Here is a 17486-nt window from a genome sequence, read left to right on the forward strand (position 1 = left end):
GATGACAATAATTGAACAGAGTAATGACCGCGTGACGCTGGAACGCATCGAACGCGGGGCGGGTGTGGCAGCATGGCGGCAAATCGCCGACCAACTAGGCGAGGAAATTCGCAGCGGTCAGCTCCTGTCGGGCAGCCAACTTCCGACCGAGGCGCGACTGGCCCTTCGGTTCGGCGTTAACCGTCATACCGTTCGACGCGCCATCCGGGCGCTTGCCGACGAGGGTATCGTGCGCGCGACGCAAGGAAGGGGCACCTTCGTCGAGCAGTCACCCATCGCCTACCACATCGGCACGCGGACGCGCTTTAGCGAGAACGTCCTGCGCAGCGGCCGGCAGGCGGGTGGCGAGATCCTCGGTGCCGAGGAGATCCCGGCGACCGCTGACCTGGCGGAGCAATTGAGGATCGAGCCCGGCCAGTCGGTCCTCAGATTGAGGACGCGACGCTTCGTCGACGGTACGCCAGTCTCTTTGGGGCGCTCCCATCTGCCCTTGCCGCGCTTCGCCGGTCTGGAGGACGTTCGTCGCCAGGCTGAGCGGATGACCGACGCCCTCCTCGCCTATGGGATCAGCGATTATCGTCGCACGCGCAGCACGGTCTCAGCGCGCCCGGCAACGCCCGAGGAAGCGGATCTTCTCGACCTTGCCCCGGGGCGGATTCTCCTGGTGGTGCACAGCGTCGACGTCGATCTTGACGGCACGCCGATCGATGCCGGTCAGGCATGCTTTGTCGCCGATCGCATCGAACTGCATTTTGGCGAAGACTAGGCTGGGCCCAATCTGGCGCAATTCATCTCGAGCCATGCCGCCTCCGGCCCGCTGAGAAGCGGCCGCAGGCTTGTCAGCACACGCGCGTGATAGGCATCGATCCAGGCGATCTCGTCGATGCTCAGCAGCGGCAACTGGATAAGGCGCCGATCGATCGGGCACAGTGTGAGGGTGCGAAAGCCCAGAATAGCCCGCTCCGCGCCCACCGGCGCCGGCTTCTCCTCGACGAGAAGAAGGTTCTCGATACGAATGCCGTAGGCACCGCTTTTATAGAAGCCCGGCTCATTGCTCAGGATCATGCCGGGCTCGAGCGGCACGTTGCCGGCCTTGCTGATCCGGGCCGGCCCTTCATGGACGCAAAGATAAGCGCCGATGCCATGGCCGGTGCCGTGATCGAAGTCGAGGCCGTGCCGCCAAAGGGCCAGCCTGGCCAGCGCGTCAATCTGTGCGCCGGTCGTGCCGCGCGGGAAGAGCGCCTGATCGATCGCGATATGGCCCTTGAGGACGAGCGTGAAGTGCGTCTTCATCTCGTCCGGCACGGCGCCTACGGCCACGGTCCGGGTGATGTCGGTGGTGGCATCTTGGTATTGGCCGCCGCTGTCGATCAGGTAGAGCGCGCCGCCACTCAATGGCCGATTGGTCTCGGGCGAACAGCGGTAATGCGGCAGCGACGCATTCGGCCCATAGGCCGAGATTGCCGGGAAGCTCTCGCCGCGAAACAAAGGGTCCGCCTGCCGGTATGCCAAAAGTCGTTCGGCGGCCGCCAATTCGTCGATGCTGCCGACCGGCTGTGCGTCGACCCAGGCAAGGAAGCGCGAGACGGCCGCACCATCACGGAGCTGTGCCGCTATTGCTCCATCGATCTCCCTGGCATTCTTTCTGGCCTTGGCGCGCACGATTGGATCATCGCCGGTGACGAGCCTGGCACCGGCCGCCTCGAGCTTGAGCAGATAGCCTTCATGCACGAGGGTCGTATCGACGAAGACGCGCCGTCCTTTCTGGTCGGCAAGTGCTGCAGCCAATGCCGAGGGCGGCTCGACGGCCACAGCGTTGTCCAGTCGAAAGCCCGTTGGCAGCTTGTCCGGATCGACGAACCAGCGGCATCTGCCGTCCGTTTCGAGGAGAAGATGACTGAGGCATAACGGATTGAAAGGAATGTCGCGACCGCGAATATTCAGCAGCCACGCGATCGAATCAGCTGCCGTTACGAACAGGGCGTCCGCACCCTTTTCGGCAACCTCGCCGCCGATTCTGCCGCGCTTTGCGGCGCTCGGCTCACCGGCGTAGAGTTCGTCCTGAAGGCTGACCGGAGCCTTGGGCGGACCTGGACGATCGATCCAGACCTCATCCAGCGGATTCGTATCCAAGGCTACCAGTTCGCCCTGAACGGGTTCCAGCGCCGATCGGAGCCGCGCGATCTCGGCGCGACGCATCAGCATCGGGTCGTAGCCGATCCTGGCTTTGGGCTGCACGCGTGCCGCAATCCAGGCGGACGGCGGCTCCTCCACGAGATGGCGACGCTCGAAAAGCTCGGGGTCCACCTCAGCGGCAAGTTGCACGGTATAGCGGCCGTCGGAGAAGACCGCCGCCTTCTCGGTCAACACTACGACGACCGCCGCCGATCCGGTGAAACCCGTGAGCCAAGCCGCGCGTTCAGCATTGGCCGGCAGATACTCGCTGCCGAACTCATCGGTTCGTGGCAGGTAGAAACCGCTGAGACCGCGTTCCTGCAACCAGCCGCGGAGCGCCGTCAGCCTTTCGGCTCGGCTGCTCACTTCAAGGGCGCCATCACCATGATCATCTGCCTGCCCTCGAGCTTGGGCATCTGCTCGACCTTGCCAAGCTCGGCGACCTCGTCCTTAACCTTATTCAAGATGTCCATGGCCAAGTGCTGGTGGGCCATCTCACGACCACGAAAGCGCATAGTCACCTTGACCTTGTCGCCTTCGTCGAGGAACTCCTTCACCTTCTTCATCTTGATCGAGTAGTCATTGTCATCGATGCTCGGACGCATCTTGATTTCCTTGACCTCGATCACGCGCTGCTTCTTGCGCGCGGCGGCAGCCTTCTTCTGCGCCTCGTACTTGAACTTGCCATAGTCGAGAATCTTACAAACGGGCGGGGTTGCAGTGGGCGAGACCTCAACAAGGTCCAGCCCGGCATCCTCGGCACGAAGAAAAGCGTCGCGAAGGGGAACGACACCGATCATAGATCCGTCCGCATCGACGAGTCGTACTTCCCGTGCATCGATGAGACCATTGATCCGATATTCTTCGCTGCTGCGCTGCTGCTGAGACATATGTGCCCGTCATCCTCCGACGTTGTGGCGACTAATCCGGCATGGCCGGCTGAAGAACAGGTCGATCATCCGAACCGACACTGCCGATTATGCAATAGAATGACCGTCCTTTCATGCGAAAGACAGCCAAACTCACGTGAGCCTTCGCTGGCGCGTTTTCAAGACGTGCGGAGATCGGGCGCTGCGCCCTCCCGCTGGCACAATGCAAGAAAGGCGTCAAGGGACAAGCTCTCCTGCGACTGGCTACCCAGGCGCCGCAGGCTCACCGTCCGCTCAGCCGCCTCACGTGCGCCCACAGCAAGGAGAAGCGGCACCTTGGCCAGGCTATGTTGCCGGACCTTATAGGAGATCTTATCCGGGCTGGTGTCGACATTGACCCGCACGCCCTTGGCATTCAGCAGATCCCGCACCTCGTAGGCGTAGGCGTCGGCCTCATTCGTGACGGTAGCGACAACGACCTGGACCGGGGCCAGCCAAAGGGGCATGCGCCCGGCATGCTCCTCGATCAGCATGCCGATGAACCGTTCGAGCGAACCCAGCACCGCCCGGTGCAGCATGACCGGTCGATGCCGGGCACCGTCGGAGCCCACATATTCGGCATCGAGCCGTTCGGGCAGGATGAAGTCGACCTGCAGTGTGCCGCACTGCCAATCCCGGCCGATCGCGTCCCTTAAGACGAACTCGAGCTTGGGCCCATAGAAGGCGCCTTCGCCCGGATTGAGGGTGGTCTCCATCCCGGCACCCTCGACAGCCGCCGAGAGAGCTGCCTCCGCCTGGTCCCACACTTCGTCGCTGCCAGCCCTCACCTCGGGACGATCCGAGAACTTCACCTTGACGTCGGTGAAGCCGAAATCGGCATAGATGCTCTTCAGCAGCTCGAAGAAACGCCGGCTTTCCTCGCCGATCTGCTCCGGTGTGCAGAAAATGTGCGCGTCGTCCTGGGTGAAAGCGCGCACCCGCATAATGCCGTGAAGAGCGCCAGAAGGTTCGTTGCGCATGCAAGAGCCGAACTCCGCCATTCTTAGCGGAAGATCGCGATAGCTGTGCAGCGTCTGGTTGAAAATCTGCACATGGCAGGGGCAGTTCATTGGCTTGATTGCAAGCGCGCGATCGTCCTCGGTCTCGACCGTGAACATGTTTTGCCTGAACTTGTCCCAGTGCCCGGAGCGTTCCCAGAGGACGCGGTCGACCAGCTGCGGCGTACGCACCTCCTGATAGCCATCGGCGGCGATGCGACGTCGCACGTAGTCCTCGACGATCCGATAGAGCGTCCAACCCTTGGGATGCCAGAAGACCGAGCCCGCTGCCTCTTCCTGAATATGAAAGAGATCCATCTCGCGGCCGAGCCGGCGGTGATCGCGGCGCTCCGCCTCCTCGAGCTGGTGCAGATGGGCGTCGAGTTCTTTCTTCGTCGCGAATGCCGTGCCGTAGATGCGCTGCAACTGCGGATTGCGCGCATCGCCGCGCCAATAGGCGCCGGCCACCTTCATGAGCTTGAAAGCGCCGATCCGGCCGGTCGATGGCCCATGCGGTCCGCGACAAAGGTCGAACCACTCGCCTTGATGATAAAGGGTGATCCTTTGATCCGCCGGGATGGCATCCAGCAACTCGAGCTTGAAATCCTCGCCCATCGCGGCGAAGCGCTCCCGGGCCTCTTCCCGGCTGACTTCCTCCCGGCGAAATGGCCGATCGGCAGCGACGATGGCAGCCATCTTCGCTTCGATCTTCGTCAAGTCCTCGCTCGAAAACGGCTCGGCGCGATAGAAATCGTAGTAGAAGCCATTCTCGATCGCGGGGCCGATCGTTACCTGCGTTCCGGGGAAGAGAGCCTGTACGGCCTCTGCCATCACATGCGCGGCGTCATGCCGGATAAGGCCCAGCGCGTCCGCATCCTGCGCGCGCACGATCTTAGCGTGCGCATCGGCCAGGATGGGCCAATCGAGATCGCGTAACACGCCGTCCACCTCGATCGCTAAAGCGGCCTTGGCAAGGCCCGGGCCGATCGAGGCTGCGACCTCCTTGCCGGTGACCGGCGCGTCGAAGGTCCGCGTCGTCCCGTCAGGCAGGGTGATGGCAACCCTGTTCCCGCTGGCGTGAGCAACGCCTGCCCGTTCCTCGGGCTTTGCGGAATCGACGACATTGGACATGATGGTCGGACAACTCGAGCTGGGGCCAGGGGCCCGGTGGAAAGGGCGCGCATCCTGCCACGCCGCACGACGGAATGGGAGGGCAGGAGCTCAGATATGGTACTTCTGCGCGCGAAACGTTGCCCTCCTGCCGAAGCCAAGCCATCTTCTGGCGCATGAGCGAGGTCGATTATCTCAAGGTCGGCGCCGGCTATCGTCTGGCGTTCGAGCGGATTCCCGGCGACGGGCCGACGTTGGTCTTCCTTTCAGGGCTGCGTTCGGATCTCACCGGCAGCAAGGCCAGTCACTTGGCCGATCTCTGTCGGAGCAGGGGCCAGAATTTCCTGCGTTTTGACTATCGCGGTCATGGACGCTCCGAGGGCCTGTTCGAGGAGCATGGGATCGGCGACTGGCACGCCGACACGATGGCGATGCTGGAACAGGTCGTTGACGGGCCCTTCATCCTTGTGGGCTCGTCGATGGGCGGCTGGCAGGCGCTGCTTGCGGGGCTGCGGCTCCCCCAGCGCATCCGAGGCTTGATAGGGATTGCCGCCGCTCCCGACTTCACTGCCCGCGTTGTCGAGCCAGCACTCGATGCAGAAGCGCGGGCCACACTCGCGCGCGACGGCAAGCTGCTTGTGCCTAATCCATATGGCGAGCCTTTGCCGCTGACGGCGGGATTCATGCGCGACGCTGCCCGGCATCTGGTCATGCAGGACAGCATTGCCATTCGCTGCCCGGTCCATCTGCTGCACGGCCAGGAGGACCGCGAGGTTCCCTGGAGCACCGCTTTGGAGCTGGCCAGTTGTCTCGAGAGCCGCGCCGTTACGGTCGAGCTCGTGAAGGACGGTGATCACCGTCTCTCACGGCCGGACGATCTTTATCGTCTCGAGCAGGCAGTCGACCGGGTGATGCAACAGGCGGACCTATGAGTTCTCCGCCTCGCGCAGAAGTGCCGCCAAACCCTCTCGATAGGTGGGAAAGGCGAGGGTCACGCCAAGCTCCCGCTTGATTCTCTCGTTTCGCACCCTGCGATTGGCGCTGTAGAAGCTTCGGGCCATCGGCGGCAGCTCCGCCGTCTCGAAGGGCAGTTCCGGTGGCGGCGGGACGCCCATCAGTTTCGCCGCATGGCCAACGACGTCCTGGGACGGTGCCGGCTCGTCGTCGCAAACATTGTAGATTCGTCCGGGCGAGGGCTTGGCGATCGAGGCCATGAGCACTCGAACGATATCGTCCACGTGAATTCGCGAGAAGACCTGGCCCGGTTTGACGATGCGCCTAGCCGTGCCTTGGCGCAGCGTGACGAAAGCATTGCGACCGGGTCCGTAGATCCCGGCCAGCCGGAAAATATGCGTGGGCAGCCCACTGGCGAGCCAGTCCCGCTCGGCCGCCGCCCTGCGATCCGCGCGCGCGATCGCCGGCAGGAGCGGCGTCTCCTCGTCGACCCAGGCACCATCGCGATTACCGTAGACCGAGGTGCTCCCTAGCCAGCCCAGCCAGGCAAGGCCAGGGAGGGCGGCCAAGTCCGCCGCGTGCCACCTCAGCACGGGATCGCCCTCTGGATCTGGCGGAATCGAGTGCAGGACATGCGTCACGCTGGAGAGAGCGGTCGACGCCTCCTGCAAGGGCCCGAGCCCGGCGAATTCGAAGGCCTCGATCCCCTCCTGACGGAGTTCTGCGACCTTCGCGGCTGTACGCGCCGTTCCCCGAATGATCCATCCTTTCGACGCCAGGGCCGCGGCCAATCGTTTGGCCGTGTAGCCCAGACCAAAGCAGAAGAGGACTTCAGGCAAAGGCCTTGTCCCTGCTGGCCTGACGCCATTCCTCTCGAACCGAGGGATCGGACTCGCCGGCATGGGCGCTGGCAAACGATTCCAGTTCCGCCTGGGACACGAGTTGCGCCAGCGCCCAGACGGCAGCACCCCTTACGAGGGGCGAGGCATCTCCCAGGCGGCGCGTCAGGGGTTGAACGAATCTCGCATCGCCACTGTTGCCCATCGCCAGGACGACGTTTCGCATGAATCGGTCGCGACCGATGCGTTTGATCGGACTGCCGCTGAAACGGACCCTGAAACTGGCATCGTCCAGGTGGGACAGTTCTTCCAGGCTAGGGGTCACACGGTCCGGTAGTGCCGCGAGCTTCACCTCGCTGGCGGCGCTGGCGAACTTGTTCCAGGGGCAGGCGGCCAGGCAATCGTCGCAACCATAGATCCGGTTTCCCAGGAGATGGCGGAATTCCCGATCGATCGGGCCCTTATGCTCGATCGTCAGATAGCTGATGCAACGCCGGGCATCGAGTTGATAGGGTGCTGGGAAGGCGGCCGTCGGACAGACGTCCAGGCATCGGCGACACTGGCCGCAATGGTCGGCCTCCGGCGGATCGGACGGCAGGTCGATGCTCGTGAGGATCTCGCCCAGGAAGAGCCAGGAGCCGAACTGGCGAGAGACGAGATTCGTGTGCTTGCCCTGCCAACCAAGCCCGGCCTGTTGCGCCAGCGGCTTCTCCAGGAGAGGGGCGGTGTCGACGAAGACCTTGATCTCGCCGCCTCCAACACGGTGCAGCCACTGCCCGAGTTCTTTCAATCTTCCCTTGATCACCTCATGATAATCGCGGTGGCGCGCATAGACGGAGATATAGGCGCGGCCCTTGGCCTCGAGCTCGGGGCGCGGATCAGCGCTTGGACCGTAATTCATGGCCAGCGTGATGGCCGATCGCGCCTCCGGCCAGAGGTGGACGGGCGAGGAGCGACGATCTGGCTCGGCCGCTAGCCAGGCCATGCTGCCATGTCGGCCGAGGCCGATCGCCTGACGGTAACGGTCCTGGACGACAGGCGGCAGGTCCGCCTTGGTGAAGCGGATGCTTGAAAACCCGAGCGCCTCAGCGCGCTCGCGGATACGCCCAGGCAACTCGGCCTTAGAAATCCGGATCGTCATAATGCGCGGGCGGCGTGAGCATGCGGACCCGCTCAAGAAGGATCGGCCGCATGGAAGGGCGCGACTTCATCTTGGCGTACCAGTCGCGCGCCGCGCCAGCGTGCTCCCAGTTGATATCGCCCATGTAATCGAGCACCGAGAGATGCGCTGCTGCCACCAGATCGGCCATGGTGAGCTGATCGCCTGCCAGCCACCGACGGCTTTGGTAGAGCCAATCGATGTAAGCCAGATGGAAGCGGATATTGGCCACCGCCTCGCGTAGGCCATCGGTGCGAGGAAAGCCACGCCTCGCCCAGCGCTTGACGATCTTTTCGCGCCAGAGTGGGTCGGTCACTTCGCGGGTGAACTTCGTGTCGAACCAAGCAACGAGCCGTCGCGTCTCGTTACGCTCCTCAAGGGAGCGGCCATAGAGCGTCGTCTCGGGGAAGGCCTCCTCGAGATAGTCCGCGATCGCCTGCGAATCGCAGATCACGAGGTCGTCATCGACGAGCACAGGGGCTTCCGAAGCCGGGTTAAGCGCCAGGAACTCGTCTTTTTGCTCCCAGGGCTCAACCTCGATCAGCTCGGCCACGAGATTCTTCTCGCGCAAGGCCAGACGAATCTTGCGTGAATATGGGCAAAGGGGAACGTGATAAAGGCGCAGCATGAGGTCCGTGTCGTCGGCCCCGGGTTGGGCAAAAGGGACCGTGTCGGCGCATAGAAAGACGATGCCGAGCGCCCTGGCAAGCTTCCTGGTTGCCGAACAGGCTTTCAGGCCAAGCTAAAAAGTCCGCGAAGCACGAAGGCGACGATCGCAACGACGCATACGCCAGCCAGCCACAGGCCTGCAAACCAGAGTAGACGCCGGCCGCGCGAATTTGCCAGAGCACCCCGCGAACGACTCAATGATAACCCTCAGCATCAGCTACTTTGCCGCGAAATACCCAATAGCTGTACCCGGTATAAGCCAGGATGACGGGTAAGAGCACCAAGGCGCCCACCAGCAGGAAGCCTTGGCTCATGGGTGGTGAGGCTGCTTCCCAGATCGTCACGCTATAGGGGATGATATGGGGGAACATGCTGATGCCAATCCCCAGATAGGAGAGGGCAAACAACGCCATGGCCAGCAGGAATGGCCAGTAATCGTGGCGATTCTCGACCGCTCGCCAGAAAAGGAAGGCGGTCAGCACGACCAGGACCGGCACGGGTGACAAATAGAGAAGGTTCGGCCACGCGAACCAGCGCTGATAGATATGCGGATTGATGAAGGGAGTCAGGAGCGAGACGATCCCGATCCCGATCATTACCAGGAGCCCGATAGGCGCGACGATCTCAAAGGACCAAGCCTGCAATTCTTCCTCGGTCTTCATGATGAGCCAGGTAGCTCCCAAAAGAGCATAGCCCGCGACCAGGGCAGCCCCGCAGACGAGGGCGAACGGTGAGATCCACGTAAGTGCCGTGCCGGTGAAAATGCGGTTGGCGACATCCACCTCAAAGCCCTGGATGAAAGTACCGAGGACCACGCCCTGGGCAAAGGTCGCGATGACCGAGCCCAGCGCGAACGCGGCGGACCAGAGGTGCTTGTTGCGACGGCTCTTGAAGCGGAATTCGAATGCCACGCCGCGAAAGATCAAGGCGAGCAACATGACGATGAGCGGCATATAGAGGGCTTCCAAAAGCACGGCATAGGCAATCGGGAAGGTGCCGAGCAGACCGCCGCCGCCCAGAATGAGCCAGGTCTCGTTGCCGTCCCAGATGGGTGCCACGCTGTTCATCATGATGTCCCGTTCCCGCTCGCCCCTGGCAAAGGGAAAGAGGATGCCGACGCCGAGGTCGAACCCATCCATCAGCACGTACATGAAGACAGCGATGCCGATCAGCGCCGTCCAGATGAGGGGGAGGTCGTAGCTCCAGTCCATCTTCGCTACTCCGTCGCGTCGAGGCTGGCGGCCGCCGAGAGCGGCCGTGCCGATCGTTGGGGCCCGCGCGGATCGTCGCGCAGACGCCCGGGACCCTTGGCCATCATGCGGATCATGTAGATGGCGCCGACAGAGAAGACGAGGCAGTAGACGACGACGAACATGATCAGCGTCGTTAGTACCGCTGATGTCGAGACGGCGGAGATGCCATCGGCCGTGCGGATCTCTCCATAGACCAGCCAGGGCTGACGGCCATGTTCGGTAGTGTACCAGCCGAACAGAATGGCGGGAAAGCCGATCGGCCCTGCCATAAGGCAGACTTTCAGAAACCATCGCGTATCGTAGAGCCGGCCCTTGAGGCGTAGCCACAGGCTGGTGACGCCGATGGCCAGCATGAGCATGCCCAGGGCGACCATCAGACGGAACGACCAGAAGAGCGAGCGGGAGTCTGGCCACTGTTCACGCGGAAACTCGCTCAGCGACGGAAAATCTCCGCTCAGCGAGTGAGTCAGAATCAGCGAGCCCAGATAGGGGATGCCGAAGGCATAACGGACCGTAGCCGCCTCGTTGTCGGGCAATCCGAAGAGGAGCAGCGGTACCGGCCCATCGTCCGGCACGAAATGGCCTTCCATGGCCGCAATTTTGGCCGGCTGATATTCAAGCGTGTTCAACCCGTGCAAATCGCCGGCGATGATCTGGATTGGCGTTACGATGGCGGCCATCCACATGGACATTGAGAGCATGATTCGGGCGCTCTCATCGCCCGGGCGGCGCAAAAGATGGTAGGCGCCTGTAGCGCCGACGACGAAGGCCGTCGTCAGATAGGCGGCCAGTACCATGTGAACGAGGCGGTAAGGGAAAGAGGGATTGAAGATCACCGCCCACCAATCCAGCGGCCTATACTGGCCGTTGACGATTTCGAAGGCGACCGGTGTTTGCATCCAGCTATTGGCGGACAGGATCCAAAATGCCGAAATCAGCGTGCCGATCGCCACCAGGAGTGTCGCCAGGAAATGCAGTCTCGGCCCGACTTTCTTTCGTCCGAACAGCATGATGCCGATAAAGCCCGCCTCAAGGAAAAAGGCGGTCAGAACTTCGTAGCCGAGGAGGGGGCCCAACACCGGCCCTGTCGCATCGGAAAAGCGTGCCCAGTTCGTGCCGAATTGATAAGAAAGGACGATGCCCGAGACCACGCCCATGCCAAAGGTGACGGCAAAGATCTTTCCCCAAAACTCAAAGAGTTCGAGGTAGATCGCGCGTTTCGTCGTTAGCCACAGGCCCTCCAGCACCGCAAGGTAGCTGGCCAGTCCGATCGTGAAGGCCGGGAAGAGGATGTGGAACGAGACGGTGAAGGCGAACTGAATTCGTGCCAGGGTCGCCGCGTCAAGAGAATCCATGATCCCTCGCCCTTTGCACTAAGCCTGCAGCGCTTTTAATCCGTCACTTTCCAATATGGACGACTTCGCGCGGTGAGACGAGCCCCGGTATGGCCTTGTGGGCCAGTCAAAATGGTTAAAATAGCGCGACAAACCCCGAGGACGACGAGAATTGCGCGATTGACTTGATCAGCGGCTCGGCCCGCCTGCAGGGACAAACACCTGAGAAGCCCTGGGCCCGGCGAGCTTAGGACATTGAACGCGCCAGGCACGGCGCAGATACGTTGAAAAGGAAGATGAATGCATCGATTTGAAAACCAAAGGGCGCGCTTTGGCCCGTATGGCATAGGGAGCTAAGCAGCGAGCGGCCAAACCGCCAATCAGTCATGGCGCTTTGCGACGAGGGCGAGCCAGCGCCGCTCACTGTAAGGCGAGGGAGGCCGAAAGGATCGCCCGCCGTCCAGGCTATTCGTCACGCTGCGGCGATCAGGCCCGTGGGGCAGGTCACGCCAGTCCCAGCGAGGCCGCAATAGCCCCAAGGAACCTTGTGCAGATACTGCTGGTGGTCTTCCTCCGCATACCAGTACTCACCTGCGGGCTCGATCGTTGTCGTCACCCTCTCATGGCCCGCTTCGGCAAGCGCTTTATCGAACGCCGCCATGGTTGACCGAGCGGTCTCGGCCTGGACCTGATCGAAGGTCTGGATCAGGCTGCGATACTGCGTGCCCACATCATTGCCCTGACGCATGCCCTGCGTTGGATCATGAGCTTCGAAGAAGATCTTGAGGAGGGCCTCGTAGGAGATGACCTTCGGGTCGAACACGACGTGAACAACCTCCGCATGCCCCGTCTGACCCGTACAAACTTCCTCGTATGTCGGATTTGGCGTGAAGCCACCTGCATAGCCGACCGAGGTGACATGGACTCCCGGTTGGTTCCAAAGGAGCCGCTCAGCGCCCCAGAAGCAGCCCAGGCCAAAAATCGCCTGCTCCATCCCTTCGGGATAGGGAGCGAATATTGAATGGCCAGATACCGCATGTCGGCCCGAGAGCTTGAAGGGCCGTGCCGGGCGCCCCGCGAGCGCGTCGGCCGCGTCCACCATTTCCGCTTTCTTACGATAGCCGAACACCATGGCGATCTCCCCTTTGCCATACAGCTAAATGGGGTTGGAGTGAGGCTGCATCAACGTCGGCTAGTGGCTGCGGCTCTTTATTGGAAAAAGCGCCTCAAAAACGCGGGCATCAGGGGCGGCCCCTTGGGCACACGGCGCGTCGTCGTCCGGTTCGCCGGATCGAACAAGGCCCGGACGCGGTCCGCCGCGCGTTCCACATCGGCCATGGGTGGCGGCAAGGGACGGTCGTCCGGCCAGGGTTCTCCAAGCCAGACGCAGCGGCCGATTTCAACCTGGCGCTTGTGGATCAGCGTGACGTCGCGTGTGAGCCGCGTGGGTGCGTAGCGAAGTCCGAAGCGGAAGCTGTAGGGCTGAAGCTTCCAGTCCTGCAGGCGCTCCAGCCAACTGCTTCCTTGAAGTCGATGATCCGTCGGCAAGGGCGGACGGTGATTACCGGGCCCGCGACTGAAATCGAAGAGCAGCACAGGCTTTCGGGTGACGCAGGCCTCGACCATCATCGACATCGAGTCCGCCGTGACGATGTGTCTGTCAGCCATCGCCAGGATGCCGAAATAAGGATTGTCGGGGTCGTCCTTGCGCCAGCGATAGACGAAGGCAGGGACGCGGATTTCGCTCATGAAGGCATCGATGGCCTTGGCCGGCGTGCGGGCGCTGGTCGTGACGAGGAGCGAGCCGCCCATGGATTCGGCCAGCTTGGAAGCGTGATATCCCAGAAGGGCGCCATTCTCCCGGTCGAGCACGTAGGGGCCGGCATTGCCGCCGATGATCACCGAGATGAAAGGGCGCGGCAGATCGGCCAGGGCAGGCGCCAGCCTTGCCGCCGCGGCATCGAGGCGCGCCTTTGTGACACGATGCAAAGGGGCCTCGTTTTGCAGGATATTGGGCTTCTCCGGCAGCCGGTATTGCGGTGTCGTAACGATCAGGTCGAAGCATTCATGCAGTGCCCAGGGACGGCCGGCATGGACAAGCTTGACCTTATCCGGGCCGCCCGCTTCGCGCTGGATCCAGCGCACCAATGGTTCGTTGCGACGGCCGGCGGAGATGATCAATTCCGGCCAGGGTGGTTCCAACCGGTCGGATCTCGATTGGATCAGTCCCTTAAGGGTCGGGCCAGCGAAAAGGTTGGTAAGGATCTCAGTCTTGCGATACGCGAGCCGCTTGATCTCAAACGGCCAGCCCAGGGCCTCGGCCAGTGCCAGGATCTGCGAATTGTCGCCGGCTTTATGTCCCATCATCAGCCAGGTGCGCGGGGGCCGCCATTCTGGGGAGGCAACGGCGTCTTCGGCTGCGACGGATTCGTTCTTCGACATGGGCGGTCGTCTAGGGCGCAACGCATCGGCTGTAAATCCGCCCTGGCATCTTCATGAAGCCGTCGCCCTGGGCTAAGCAGGCCCCGCCACCTTAAGGAAGGGCATCCGGATGGGGTCGATCTTGAACGAGGAGCACTTGCCGCATCAAGGCGCGGACAAGGTCATCGATGGTCGGGCTGCCCTTTGCCTCGGGCGGTCTGAGCGAGCACGCATCATCCTGGCAAGGCTGCAAGGCACGTGTCCCGTTGCGGCGGCGGTTGCCGGCGAACCTCCTCTCAATCGAGCTGCCGGGCGCACGGCACGACCAGCCTTCTATGTCACGGACGGTTCCCATGACCTACACGGTCTGGCCCTGGCTGATCGGGAGGCCGTGGGTGCGCCCGGTGGTTTTCTCAAGGCGTGGTGAAGGATGAGCCTGCTTTTCTCCCGCGCGCGCAGGGCCGGGCCGAGTTGGAGGTCAAGTGGCAAGATGGCCGGACGCGGCTGGCACACGCTTTGGAAGAGGGTGCTGCCAAGCTGCGTTTTCCGCGTGCCGACGATCCAGCCGGCTTCGAGGCGGTCTGGATCAACAGTGCCGGTGGCCTCACCGACGGTGACCGTCTTACTCTGCGGGTCAAGGCAGGAGAAAAGGCGCGCCTTCTGCTTACGAGCCAGGCAGCCGAAAAGGTCTACCGGGCACGCCACGGGATGGCGGCGGCACGGCTTGACGTCCGTCTGGATGCCGCATTGGGAAGCCATGTCGAATGGCTGCCGCAGGAAACGATCCTGTTCGAGAGTGGCATGCTTGAGCGCAGCTTCGAGGTCGACTTGGCACCCGGGGCCACGCTCCTTGCCGCCGAGAGCGTCGTCCTTGGCAGGACGGCACGCGGCGAGGTCGTGGAGCGGGGGCAGTTCGCTGATTCCTGGATGATCCGGCGCGAAGGACAGCCGATCTGGGCCGACCGCTTGCGGCTCACTGGAGCGATTGGCGCTCTTGGCCGGCGACCCGCGCTCCTGGATGGTGCGCGCGCTTTTGCCAGCATCCTTTATGTCGGGGCCGACGCCGAAAGCCGGCAGGAGGCCGTCCGCGAATGGTGCGAAGCCTTGCCGATCCGCGCTGGCTGCTCGGCGCGTGGCGAGCTTCTTGCTCTGCGTTGCCTAGCTGCCGATGGCGATCAACTGCGCATGGCAATGAGCCTGTTGCTCAGCCGCTTTCGATCTGCTTTGGCAGGCGCTACCGTGCCCTTGCCCCGTCTCTGGTCCTGTTGAGAAAGAACGAATCCGGTCATGAATCTGACGCCCCGCGAGAAGGACAAGCTGCTTATCAGCATGGCGGCCATGGTGGCGCGACGTCGTCTCGAGCGTGGGGTCAAGCTGAACCATCCCGAGGCCGTTGCGCTCATCACCGACTTCGTCGTCGAGGGGGCGAGGGACGGCCGGTCGGTGGCCGAACTCATGAGCGAGGGCGCGAAGGTGATAAGCCGCGACCAGGTCATGCCAGGGATTGCCGAGATGATCCACGACGTCCAGGTCGAGGCGACTTTCCCGGACGGCACCAAGCTCGTTACCGTGCACGAACCCATCCGATGAAAGGGGCATCGTCATGATACCCGGAGAGATTATCACCATGCCCGGCGAAATCGAGTTGAACGCCGGACGGCGGACGATAACACTTGCCGTCGCCAATACCGGAGACCGGCCGATCCAGGTGGGCTCGCACTATCATTTCTTTGAGACGAACGATGCGCTGGCCTTCGATCGCGATCAGGCCAGGGGTATGCGTCTGGCGATCCCCGCCGGCACCGCGGTTCGCTTCGAACCCGGCCAGCGCCGCGAGGTGGCGCTGGTCGAAATCGGTGGCGCACGCAAGATCTTCGGCTTCAATCAGAAAGTGATGGGCGCCCTCTAGGCCAGGCCCTTCTTCCATCCCAAGACGTCTTGGCCTCGGAGGCCCCACATGAAGCTCAGCCGTGTCATCTATGCCGACATGTATGGCCCCACGACCGGCGATCGGGTTCGCCTGGCCGATACCGACCTGTTCATCGAGATCGAGGCCGACCGCACGATCTATGGCGAAGAGGTCAAGTTCGGCGGCGGCAAGGTGATCCGCGACGGCATGGGCCAAAGCCAGGTGACCCGCCAGGACGGTGCGGTCGACACGGTCATCACCAACGTCATCATCATCGACCACTGGGGGATCATCAAGGCTGACGTGGCGATCAAGGATGGCCGCATTGCCGGGATCGGCAAGGCAGGCAATCCCGACGTCCAGCCCGGGGTCGACATCATCGTTGGTCCCGGTACGGAGGTGATCGGCGGCGAGGGCAAGATCCTGACGGCGGGCGCCATCGACACGCATGTCCATTTCATCTGCCCACAGATCATCGAGGAGGCCCTGACAGCCGGAATTACGACCCTCTTTGGCGGTGGGACCGGACCAGCTTCCGGTACGGCTGCCACGACCTGCACGCCCGGCCCCTGGCACATGGCCCGACTGCTACAGGCGGCCGAGGCATGGCCCATGAATTTCGGTTTCTTCGGCAAGGGCAATGCGAGCTTGCCAGGCGCCCTCCACGAGGTCGTCGAAGCTGGTGCCTGTGGTTTGAAGCTGCATGAGGACTGGGGCACGACGCCGGGTGCTATCGATTGCTGCCTGGACGTCGCGGACCGATATGACATCCAGGTTGCCATCCATACCGACACGCTGAACGAATCGGGGTTCGTCGAGAATACGATCGGCGCCTTTAAGGGGCGAACGATCCATACCTTCCATACCGAAGGGGCTGGCGGGGGGCATGCGCCGGACATCCTAAAGGTCGTGGGTCTCCCCAACGTGTTGCCTTCGTCGACCAACCCGACGCGGCCTTTTACGGTCAACACGATCGACGAGCATCTCGATATGCTCATGGTCTGCCATCACCTGAAGAAGAATATCGCCGAGGACGTGGCCTTCGCCGAGAGCCGGATCAGGAAGGAGACGATCGCAGCGGAGGATATCCTGCACGATCTGGGCGCCATCTCGATGATGAGCTCGGACAGCCAGGCCATGGGACGGGTAGGTGAGGTGGTCATCCGCACTTGGCAGACGGCGCACAAGATGAAGCAGCAGCGGGGCGCGCTGCCGGGCGACAAGGATGGCGCCGATAACCTTCGCGTCCGGCGCTACATTGCCAAATATACGATCAACTGTGCCCTAGCCCAGGGCATCGCGCACGAGGTGGGGTCGATCGAGAAGGGCAAGCTTGCCGACCTCGTCCTCTGGTCACCGGCATTCTTTGGTGTGAAGCCGGACCTCGTCATCAAGGGCGGCATGATCGCCACGGCGCCGATGGGCGATCCGAATGCTTCGATCCCCACGCCCCAACCGGTCCATTACCGACCGATGTTCGCCGGCTATGGCAAGGCCACGGCGCAGGTCGCGTTTCATTTCGTCAGCGACGCTGGCGTGCAGGCGGGCATCGCCCATGCGTTCGGCCTGACCAGGCCTTTGTCGGCGGTGCGGAACACGCGTGGCGGCATCGGCAAGGCCTCCATGGTTCTGAATGACGCCACGCCGCATATCGAGGTCGATCCCGAAACCTACGAGGTGCGTGCCGATGGCGAACTATTGACCTGCCAGCCTGCAACCGAGCTGCCGATGACGCAGCGCTACTTTCTCTTTTGACC

Annotated in this window: 17 protein-coding genes; 7 read left to right on the top strand and 10 right to left on the bottom strand. The window is 62.7% G+C overall.

All coding sequences use genetic code 11. The features are described from left to right. The first annotated feature begins 31 nt into the window (after nt 1-31). Nucleotides 32-766, top strand: a complete 735-nt coding sequence (gene phnF, locus CFB17_RS08205) for a phosphonate metabolism transcriptional regulator PhnF (protein ID WP_243389808.1) — start codon at nt 32-34, stop codon at nt 764-766. Here phnF and CFB17_RS08210 read toward each other — a convergent pair. The 3 genes from CFB17_RS08210 to thrS all read right to left on the bottom strand — a co-directional run bounded on the left by CFB17_RS08210 (nt 763) and on the right by thrS (nt 5212). Further along, nucleotides 763-2541, bottom strand: coding sequence for an aminopeptidase P family protein (locus CFB17_RS08210; protein ID WP_088561018.1), 1779 nt, complete (start codon nt 2539-2541; stop codon nt 763-765). The genes phnF and CFB17_RS08210 overlap by 4 nt on opposite strands. Further along, complete coding sequence (infC, locus tag CFB17_RS08215; RefSeq protein ID WP_088561020.1) at nt 2538-3065, bottom strand: translation initiation factor IF-3; 528 nt, start codon at nt 3063-3065, stop codon at nt 2538-2540. Before infC ends, CFB17_RS08210 begins: the two co-directional genes overlap by 4 nt. A gap of 158 nt (nt 3066-3223) precedes the next feature. Beyond that, nucleotides 3224-5212 carry a threonine--tRNA ligase gene (thrS, locus tag CFB17_RS08220; RefSeq protein WP_088561022.1) on the bottom strand — a complete coding sequence of 663 codons (1989 nt, stop codon included), beginning with the start codon at nt 5210-5212 and terminating at the stop codon, nt 3224-3226. A gap of 155 nt (nt 5213-5367) precedes the next feature. Between thrS and CFB17_RS08225 the strand changes: the two genes are divergently transcribed. Beyond that, entirely contained in the window at nt 5368-6123 is a 756-nt protein-coding gene (locus CFB17_RS08225) for an alpha/beta fold hydrolase (protein ID WP_088561024.1), read from the top strand. Here CFB17_RS08225 and CFB17_RS08230 read toward each other — a convergent pair. From CFB17_RS08230 to CFB17_RS08260, 7 genes are all read right to left on the bottom strand, one after another. Continuing rightward, nucleotides 6118-6984 (bottom strand): SDR family oxidoreductase, encoded by an 867-nt coding sequence (locus CFB17_RS08230; RefSeq protein ID WP_088561026.1) that lies wholly within the window; start codon nt 6982-6984, stop codon nt 6118-6120. The genes CFB17_RS08225 and CFB17_RS08230 overlap by 6 nt on opposite strands. Continuing rightward, complete coding sequence (queG, locus tag CFB17_RS08235; protein WP_088561027.1) at nt 6977-8125, bottom strand: tRNA epoxyqueuosine(34) reductase QueG; 1149 nt, start codon at nt 8123-8125, stop codon at nt 6977-6979. Before queG ends, CFB17_RS08230 begins: the two co-directional genes overlap by 8 nt. Further along, a complete protein-coding gene (locus CFB17_RS08240) occupies nt 8106-8771 on the bottom strand; it encodes a glutathione S-transferase family protein (protein ID WP_088561029.1) in 666 nt (221 codons plus the stop codon). The genes queG and CFB17_RS08240 overlap by 20 nt, the downstream gene beginning before the upstream one ends. Nucleotides 8772-9006: 235 nt before the next feature. After that, nucleotides 9007-10023: a cytochrome d ubiquinol oxidase subunit II gene (gene cydB / locus CFB17_RS08245; protein WP_088561030.1), complete on the bottom strand. Its 1017-nt coding sequence runs from the start codon at nt 10021-10023 to the stop codon at nt 9007-9009. A gap of 5 nt (nt 10024-10028) precedes the next feature. After that, on the bottom strand, nt 10029-11420 hold the full coding sequence (locus tag CFB17_RS08250; protein WP_207761985.1) for a cytochrome ubiquinol oxidase subunit I: 1392 nt from the start codon (nt 11418-11420) through the stop codon (nt 10029-10031). 451 nt (nt 11421-11871) lie between these two features. Further along, the gene (gene msrA / locus CFB17_RS08255) at nt 11872-12531 is read right to left on the bottom strand and encodes a peptide-methionine (S)-S-oxide reductase MsrA (protein WP_088561034.1); all 660 of its coding nucleotides are present in this window, start codon (nt 12529-12531) and stop codon (nt 11872-11874) included. Between the two features lie 77 nt (nt 12532-12608). Beyond that, nucleotides 12609-13841: a mitochondrial fission ELM1 family protein gene (locus tag CFB17_RS08260; protein WP_088561036.1), complete on the bottom strand. Its 1233-nt coding sequence runs from the start codon at nt 13839-13841 to the stop codon at nt 12609-12611. A 121-nt stretch (nt 13842-13962) separates the two neighbouring features. On the opposite strand from CFB17_RS08260, the gene CFB17_RS08265 reads away from it, so the two are divergent. The 5 genes from CFB17_RS08265 to ureC are packed head-to-tail and all read left to right on the top strand — an operon-like array spanning nt 13963 to nt 17484. Further along, the gene (locus tag CFB17_RS08265; RefSeq protein WP_133063868.1) at nt 13963-14247 is read left to right on the top strand and encodes a hypothetical protein; all 285 of its coding nucleotides are present in this window, start codon (nt 13963-13965) and stop codon (nt 14245-14247) included. After that, on the top strand, nt 14241-15089 hold the full coding sequence (locus CFB17_RS08270) for an urease accessory protein UreD (RefSeq protein WP_088561040.1): 849 nt from the start codon (nt 14241-14243) through the stop codon (nt 15087-15089). The genes CFB17_RS08265 and CFB17_RS08270 overlap by 7 nt, the downstream gene beginning before the upstream one ends. Nucleotides 15090-15107: 18 nt before the next feature. Beyond that, a complete protein-coding gene (locus CFB17_RS08275; RefSeq protein ID WP_088561042.1) occupies nt 15108-15410 on the top strand; it encodes an urease subunit gamma in 303 nt (100 codons plus the stop codon). A 13-nt stretch (nt 15411-15423) separates the two neighbouring features. Then, entirely contained in the window at nt 15424-15729 is a 306-nt protein-coding gene (locus CFB17_RS08280) for an urease subunit beta (RefSeq protein WP_088561044.1), read from the top strand. A gap of 48 nt (nt 15730-15777) precedes the next feature. Beyond that, nucleotides 15778-17484, top strand: a complete 1707-nt coding sequence (gene ureC, locus CFB17_RS08285) for an urease subunit alpha (protein WP_088561046.1) — start codon at nt 15778-15780, stop codon at nt 17482-17484. Nucleotides 17485-17486: the final 2 nt, after the last annotated feature.

Origin of the sequence: Arboricoccus pini (assembly GCF_900187945.1) — a bacterium.
GTDB classification, from domain to species: domain Bacteria; phylum Pseudomonadota; class Alphaproteobacteria; order Geminicoccales; family Geminicoccaceae; genus Arboricoccus; species Arboricoccus pini.

Excerpts from the sequence above, each read along its gene's own strand:
- msrA (WP_088561034.1), bottom strand. The coding sequence starts at position 12,531 with ATGGTGTTCGGCTATCGTAAGAAAGCGGAAATGGTGGACGCGGCCGAC.
- CFB17_RS08280 (WP_088561044.1), top strand. The coding sequence starts at position 15,424 with ATGATACCCGGAGAGATTATCACCATGCCCGGCGAAATCGAGTTGAAC.
- thrS (WP_088561022.1), bottom strand. The coding sequence starts at position 5,212 with ATGTCCAATGTCGTCGATTCCGCAAAGCCCGAGGAACGGGCAGGCGTT.
- ureC (WP_088561046.1), top strand. The coding sequence starts at position 15,778 with ATGAAGCTCAGCCGTGTCATCTATGCCGACATGTATGGCCCCACGACC.
- CFB17_RS08275 (WP_088561042.1), top strand. The coding sequence starts at position 15,108 with ATGAATCTGACGCCCCGCGAGAAGGACAAGCTGCTTATCAGCATGGCG.
- CFB17_RS08225 (WP_088561024.1), top strand. The coding sequence starts at position 5,368 with ATGAGCGAGGTCGATTATCTCAAGGTCGGCGCCGGCTATCGTCTGGCG.
- CFB17_RS08240 (WP_088561029.1), bottom strand. The coding sequence starts at position 8,771 with ATGCTGCGCCTTTATCACGTTCCCCTTTGCCCATATTCACGCAAGATT.
- CFB17_RS08260 (WP_088561036.1), bottom strand. The coding sequence starts at position 13,841 with ATGTCGAAGAACGAATCCGTCGCAGCCGAAGACGCCGTTGCCTCCCCA.
- queG (WP_088561027.1), bottom strand. The coding sequence starts at position 8,125 with ATGACGATCCGGATTTCTAAGGCCGAGTTGCCTGGGCGTATCCGCGAG.
- CFB17_RS08250 (WP_207761985.1), bottom strand. The coding sequence starts at position 11,420 with ATGGATTCTCTTGACGCGGCGACCCTGGCACGAATTCAGTTCGCCTTC.
- cydB (WP_088561030.1), bottom strand. The coding sequence starts at position 10,023 with ATGGACTGGAGCTACGACCTCCCCCTCATCTGGACGGCGCTGATCGGC.
- infC (WP_088561020.1), bottom strand. The coding sequence starts at position 3,065 with ATGTCTCAGCAGCAGCGCAGCAGCGAAGAATATCGGATCAATGGTCTC.